A 5,146-nucleotide genomic window follows, 5' to 3' on the forward strand; every position below is an offset into this window, starting at 1 on the left:
GCCCTCTTCTTGTGCTCTGACGAGCTGCTGTGGAGCTAAGGAGAATTGAACTCCTGACCTCTTGCATGCCATGCAAGCGCTCTACCAACTGAGCTATAGCCCCTTGCTGTCTGCCGCTCGCTGTGGGTTTCCCCCGCGGCGACACAGAGAACATTACACGGTCCCCCCGGTGGTTCACCAAATCGTTTCCGGTCTGCACCTGCTAGGCCGGTAACGTCCCCGTTCGGGACCGTGATCGTGATGGCGCTCGCCTCCGTTCGCAGGCTCAGCCGTTACGCCCTCGGCGCCGCCGCCTGCTCGCTGCCCCTGGCGGCGTTCCGGTCCGGTGCGTGCCGATGCTGGTACTGGTACTGGTCGCGATCCGCTTCGGGCCGGGCTGGACGGTCTGCACCGGGCCGGCTTTCCGCTCGTACGCACTGTGGTGGGCGCCACATGGTCCCGACCGTCCCGAACTCACCCTGAACACCGGCGAGATGGCACTTTCGGCCCTCTATGTACTGATGACCGTCGCCGTGCTGGTCGGGCTGGAGCCTCAGGCCGTCGCGAACGAATAGAAGCGCTTGAGCGTGCAGTGCTCGTCGAGCAGCCGTCCGTAGATCGGCTCCCCTTCGAGTTCACGGTATGTCTCGATGGGGTCGCCCTTTATGATCAGTGCCCGGGCGCACTCCTCGCACCAGTACTGGTACTCGGGATTGATCGGGTCCATGTCACGGACGATCGGCGTACCGCTGCCGCACCAGTCGCATTTCCTCCTGTGTGCACCCATCACTCAGCTCCAGCTGTGGCCGCAGGCCGTGCACACGTACGAGATACCTCCGTTGTCGCCGAGCACTTGGGCAACATGGGACGAACCGCATGAGGGGCAGCTGAGGCGAGCACGGCCCTCCGCAGCGACGAGCAGGTCATCATCCTCCTCGATGCTGCCTCCGGGCATCGCCTCTCCCTCCCGTCCGAGCCGTCATCCCCCTCCGGCCGTCCCGATTCTGCCATGGCACCGCAAGAGGGTCATGGGCGTCGGCGAACGAGACCTGCCATCGCTCCCAAGATCGCGGCGGCCGCCAGCGCGAGGGCGCACACCCAGAGCGCGTCGGCGGACGCCTGCACCCTCGGCGCGGTCAGCCGGTTCAGGAAGAGTGTGCCAAAAGTCGCCACTCCGAGCAGCTGCCCGAGCTGGGTGACAGTCGCCAGCAAGCCACTGGCGTCCGCGGCGTCCGCCTGCCGTACGGTCGCGAGTGCGCCGGTCAGGGCGGGGCTGAAGGCAAGGGACAGGCCCGTGCCGACCCCGGCGAAGGCGACGTACAGGCCGGCGCCGCCGCTGCCACCGTCCCTGAGCACCCAGCCCACCGCCACGGTGGAGACGGCGGTCAGCACGAATCCGCCCGGAATCAGCGATCCATGGAGCGCTGTGGGCCAGCGCCGCCAGGTCAGCCCGATCACACCGAAAACGACAGCCGTCGGCGCGAAGGTCAGGCCCGCGCGGAGCGCGCTGTGACCGAGACCACCCTGGATGTGCAGAGTGAGAGTGAACAGGAAACCGGCATTGACGCCCATCACCAGGAGAATCCGCAGCACCGCGCGGCCCATACCGGGGATACGCAGCACACGCGGGGCGATCAGCGGGGCACCGCCGCGCCGCGCGAGCCTCGACTCGTACGCGCAGAACGCCGCGAAAAGGACCACGGAGGCACCCAGGGAAAGCCAGGACCACAGCGGCCAGTCCTGCTCCTGACCGAGGACCAGCGGAACGGTGAAGAGCGATACCGCAGCGGCCAGCAGGACGAGGCCCGGGAGGTCGAGACCGCGGGTGCGCTCCGGGTCGTCGCGGCGGTCGCGCGGCAGCGCCCACGTACCCAGCGCCAGCAGGACGATGCCGATCGGGACGTTCACCAGGAAGACCGGGCGCCAGCTCGCACCGAACAGGTCCGCGCTGACCAGTACACCCCCGGCGACCTGCCCGGCGGCGGCACCGGTGGCCAGGACGGCGGAGTAGGCGCCGAGGGCCCGCACCCGCCGCTCGCCCGTGAAGTTCCGCTGGATGAGGCTGAGCACCTGCGGGATCATCAGGGCCGCTCCCGCGCCCTGGACCAGCCGGAAGACGATCAGCTGTCCGGCGCCGGCGGCCAGTCCGCAGGCGAGCGAGGCGGCCGTGAAGACCGCCAGCCCGCCCAGGTACATGCGCCGGTGGCCGATCAGATCACCGAGCCGCGCGCCGGTGATCAGCAGGACGGCGTACGAGATGGTGTAACCGGCGATGACCAGCTGCAACCCCGCTCCGGAGGCGTTCAGTTCGGTACGGATCGTCGGAGCGGCCACATTGACGATGAAGGCGTCGAGCAGGGCCATGAACTGCGCCGCCAGCACGACGGCGAGCAGCAGGCCGGGCCGGTTGTCAGTGCCAGGGTCTTTACTGGATACGGGAGTTGGAGCCGCCGTTGAGGTCGTGGTCATGGACCGAGCCTCCAGGCGATCTGATACAGGTAACGAGAGCCCGCTGATACTGGTACTGGCAGCACCTGGCAGCGGCGGCACAGGTCTTCGACCATGGGGGTGTGGCGACGATGACAGCACCGGCACAACGCCGCCGTCCAGAGCTGGCAGCGTTTCTCCGCGGCCGCCGGGCCCGGGTGACCCCCGAGGATGTCGGCATGCCGCCAGGGCTGCGCAGACGCACCCCGGGGCTGCGCCGCGAGGAAGTCGCGCAGCTCTCCGGAGTGGGTGTGACCTGGTACACGTGGCTGGAGCAGGGCCGCCCGATCAATGCCTCGGCGCAGGTCCTGGATGCCGTGGCTCGCACGCTCCGGCTCGACCAGCCCGAGCGGGAGCATCTGTACCACCTGGCGGAGGTGCCGTACGCGCCGGACCGGGAGTCGGATGTGGCGAGTGCCAGCCCGGAGATCCAGGGCATCATCGACGCCCTGGATCCTCACCCTGCCGTGGTCTACAACACGCGCTACGACATCCTCGCGACCAACCCCGCCTACCGGGACCTGTTCTACGACATTCGGCCGCCTTCGGGCACTGCGGGCAACAGGGGGATACCGAACGTCCTGTGGACGCTCTTCACCGTGCCGGAGCCCAGCTGCCCGCTGGTCTTCCGCGAGAGCGAGCTGCCGGTCATGGTGGCGACGCTGCGCGCCGCGTACGGGCGGCATGTCGGCGAGCCCTCGTGGGAGGCGTTCGTACGGCGGCTGTCGGATGCCAGCCCGGCTTTCGCCGAGCTGTGGGAGAGCGGCGATGTCGTCCCGCCCGGGCCCAGGGTGAAGACCTTCCGGCACGAGGCGGTGGGCGAGGTCAGGATGACTTCGGTGTCACTCTCCATCGACGGGATGCCGGAGTGCCGGATCGTCGCCTATACGCCGAACGACGAGGAGAGCGACCATCGCATGGGGAAGCTTCGTGCCCGCCGGACCGAGGCCTGAGGAGGAGCTGTGTGCCCGCCGGACCGAGGCCTGAGGAGGAGCTGTGTGCCCGCCGGACCGAGGCCTGAGGAGGAGCTGTGTGCCCGCCGGACCGAGGCTCGCAGCGTGACCCGGCGAGGCAACCGGTGGTCGGCGCGCGTACCAAGCCCTGCAAAGCGAAATCCCGCCCCCTGATGGGGACGGGATCCGGATGATGGTGCTTGTGGAGCTAAGGAGAATTGAACTCCTGACCTCTTGCATGCCATGCAAGCGCTCTACCAACTGAGCTATAGCCCCTTGTGTTCTTCGCGCTCCGCGCTGCGAACAAGAAGAACCTTAGCCTGTGACCAGCCGGAAAGTGAAATCCGGACGGTCTGGGCCATCGGTCCGGTCCGGGGCGGTCATCGGCGGGTCCACGGCCGACGACCGGCCTCGGGCGGCGGCCGGTCCCCTACGCCGAATGGATCAGCCGGAACCCGGTCGGCAGTCCGGTCACTGAACCGTCCCGGCCACCGAAGGGGTCCCAGCTGCCAGCCGGTCTCAGTCGTCGTCGCCGAGGACAGGCTCGGGGAGCGTGCCCGCGTTGTGCTCCAGCAGCCGCCAGCCCCTGGCGCCCTCACCGAGCACGGACCAGCAGCAGTTGGTCAGGCCGCCCAGGCTCTCCCAATGGTGCGCCTCCAGGCCGAGCAGCCGGCCGATGGTGGTGCGGATGGTGCCGCCGTGGCTGACCACGACGAGCGTGCCGCCGTCGGGCAGCTTGTCGGCATGGCGCAGGACGACGGGAGCGGCCCGGTCGGCGACCTCGGTCTCCAGTTCGCCGCCACCGCGGCGGACGGGCTCGCCGCGCTTCCACGCGGCGTACTGCTCGCCGTAGCGCTCGACGATCTCCTCGTGGGTCAGACCCTGCCAGGCGCCCGCGTAGGTCTCGCGCAGCGCGGTGTCACGGGTGATCTCGTGCCCGGTGATCGCGGCGAGCTGGCCGGCGGTGGCCGCCGCCCGCTTCAGGTCGGACGCGATGATCGCGTCCGGCTTCAGCGAGGCGAGCAGCCGCGCGGAGCGGCGTGCCTGGCCGACGCCCGTCTCGGTCAGCTCGATGTCCGTGGAGCCCTGGAACCGACGCTCCACGTTCCAGGCGGTCTGGCCGTGCCGCCACAGGACGATACGGCGGCCTCTGCCCTTGCCGGTGTGGCTGCTGCTCAGCTCAGCTCACCGTCCGGACCGCTGCCGTCGCCGACGAGCCTGGCGTGCTCCTCGGCCTTGCCGCGGGTCTTCAGGGCGTCCTCGGGCAGCGGCAGCTCAGGGCAGTCCTTCCACAGCCGCTCGAGGGCGTAGAAGACACGCTCCTCGCTGTGCTGCACATGCACGACGATGTCGACGTAGTCGAGCAGGATCCAGCGCGCGTCACGGTCGCCCTCACGGCGCACCGGCTTGACGCCGAGCTCCTTGAGCAGCCTTTCCTCGATCTCGTCGACGATCGACTTGACCTGGCGGTCGCTGGGTGCGGAGGCGAGCAGGAAGGCGTCGGTGATCGACAGCACGTCGCTGACGTCGTACGCGATGATGTCGTGCGCGAGCCGGTCGGCGGCCGCCTGGGCGGCGGCGTTGACGAGCTCGATGGAGCGGTCCGTGGCGGTCACAAGCAGGCTTTCGTCGGCGGTCAAGACCCCTCAAGGGTCTCACGGACCGCCGACAGCCCACGCAGCGATTAATTGTGGCCCGTACGACGCCGCCCCGGGCCCGGTCCGGAC

General features: G+C 69.1%; 6 protein-coding genes and 2 tRNA genes. 2 read left to right on the forward strand and 6 right to left on the reverse strand.

Annotated features, from left to right (window positions below; genetic code table 11):
* Nucleotides 1–30: 30 nt before the first annotated feature.
* Nucleotides 31–103 (reverse strand) — tRNA-Ala (locus tag ACWGI8_RS39055).
* A 226-nt stretch (nt 104–329) separates the two neighbouring features.
* Here ACWGI8_RS39055 and ACWGI8_RS39060 point away from each other — a divergent pair.
* Nucleotides 330–554, forward strand: a complete 225-nt coding sequence (locus ACWGI8_RS39060; protein ID WP_453668195.1) for a hypothetical protein — start codon at nt 330–332, stop codon at nt 552–554.
* Here ACWGI8_RS39060 and ACWGI8_RS39065 read toward each other — a convergent pair.
* Together ACWGI8_RS39065 and ACWGI8_RS39070 are read right to left on the reverse strand one after the other, a co-directional pair.
* Entirely contained in the window at nt 533–766 is a 234-nt protein-coding gene (locus tag ACWGI8_RS39065) for a hypothetical protein (RefSeq protein ID WP_040916346.1), read from the reverse strand. The genes ACWGI8_RS39060 and ACWGI8_RS39065 overlap by 22 nt on opposite strands.
* Nucleotides 767–1,005: 239 nt before the next feature.
* Nucleotides 1,006–2,448, reverse strand: coding sequence for an MFS transporter (locus ACWGI8_RS39070; RefSeq protein ID WP_453668196.1), 1,443 nt, complete (start codon nt 2,446–2,448; stop codon nt 1,006–1,008).
* A gap of 110 nt (nt 2,449–2,558) precedes the next feature.
* Between ACWGI8_RS39070 and ACWGI8_RS39075 the strand changes: the two genes are divergently transcribed.
* Nucleotides 2,559–3,419: a helix-turn-helix transcriptional regulator gene (locus ACWGI8_RS39075; RefSeq protein ID WP_453668197.1), complete on the forward strand. Its 861-nt coding sequence runs from the start codon at nt 2,559–2,561 to the stop codon at nt 3,417–3,419.
* Between the two features lie 203 nt (nt 3,420–3,622).
* On the opposite strand, the gene ACWGI8_RS39080 is transcribed toward ACWGI8_RS39075, so the two are convergent.
* The 3 genes from ACWGI8_RS39080 to rsfS all read right to left on the reverse strand — a co-directional run bounded on the left by ACWGI8_RS39080 (nt 3,623) and on the right by rsfS (nt 5,035).
* Nucleotides 3,623–3,695 (reverse strand) — tRNA-Ala (locus ACWGI8_RS39080).
* Between the two features lie 243 nt (nt 3,696–3,938).
* Complete coding sequence (locus tag ACWGI8_RS39085) at nt 3,939–4,598, reverse strand: histidine phosphatase family protein (protein ID WP_453668198.1); 660 nt, start codon at nt 4,596–4,598, stop codon at nt 3,939–3,941.
* On the reverse strand, nt 4,595–5,035 hold the full coding sequence (gene rsfS, locus ACWGI8_RS39090) for a ribosome silencing factor (RefSeq protein ID WP_453668199.1): 441 nt from the start codon (nt 5,033–5,035) through the stop codon (nt 4,595–4,597). The genes ACWGI8_RS39085 and rsfS overlap by 4 nt, the downstream gene beginning before the upstream one ends.
* Between the last annotated feature and the right edge of the window lie 111 nt (nt 5,036–5,146).

This window comes from Streptomyces sp. NPDC054841, from assembly GCF_053611045.1.

Bases quoted from the DNA above. Each gene is read 5' to 3' on its own strand.
- ACWGI8_RS39075 (WP_453668197.1), top strand. From the start codon at position 2,559: ATGACAGCACCGGCACAACGCCGCCGTCCAGAGCTGGCAGCGTTTCTC.
- ACWGI8_RS39065 (WP_040916346.1), bottom strand. From the start codon at position 766: ATGGGTGCACACAGGAGGAAATGCGACTGGTGCGGCAGCGGTACGCCG.
- ACWGI8_RS39070 (WP_453668196.1), bottom strand. From the start codon at position 2,448: ATGACCACGACCTCAACGGCGGCTCCAACTCCCGTATCCAGTAAAGAC.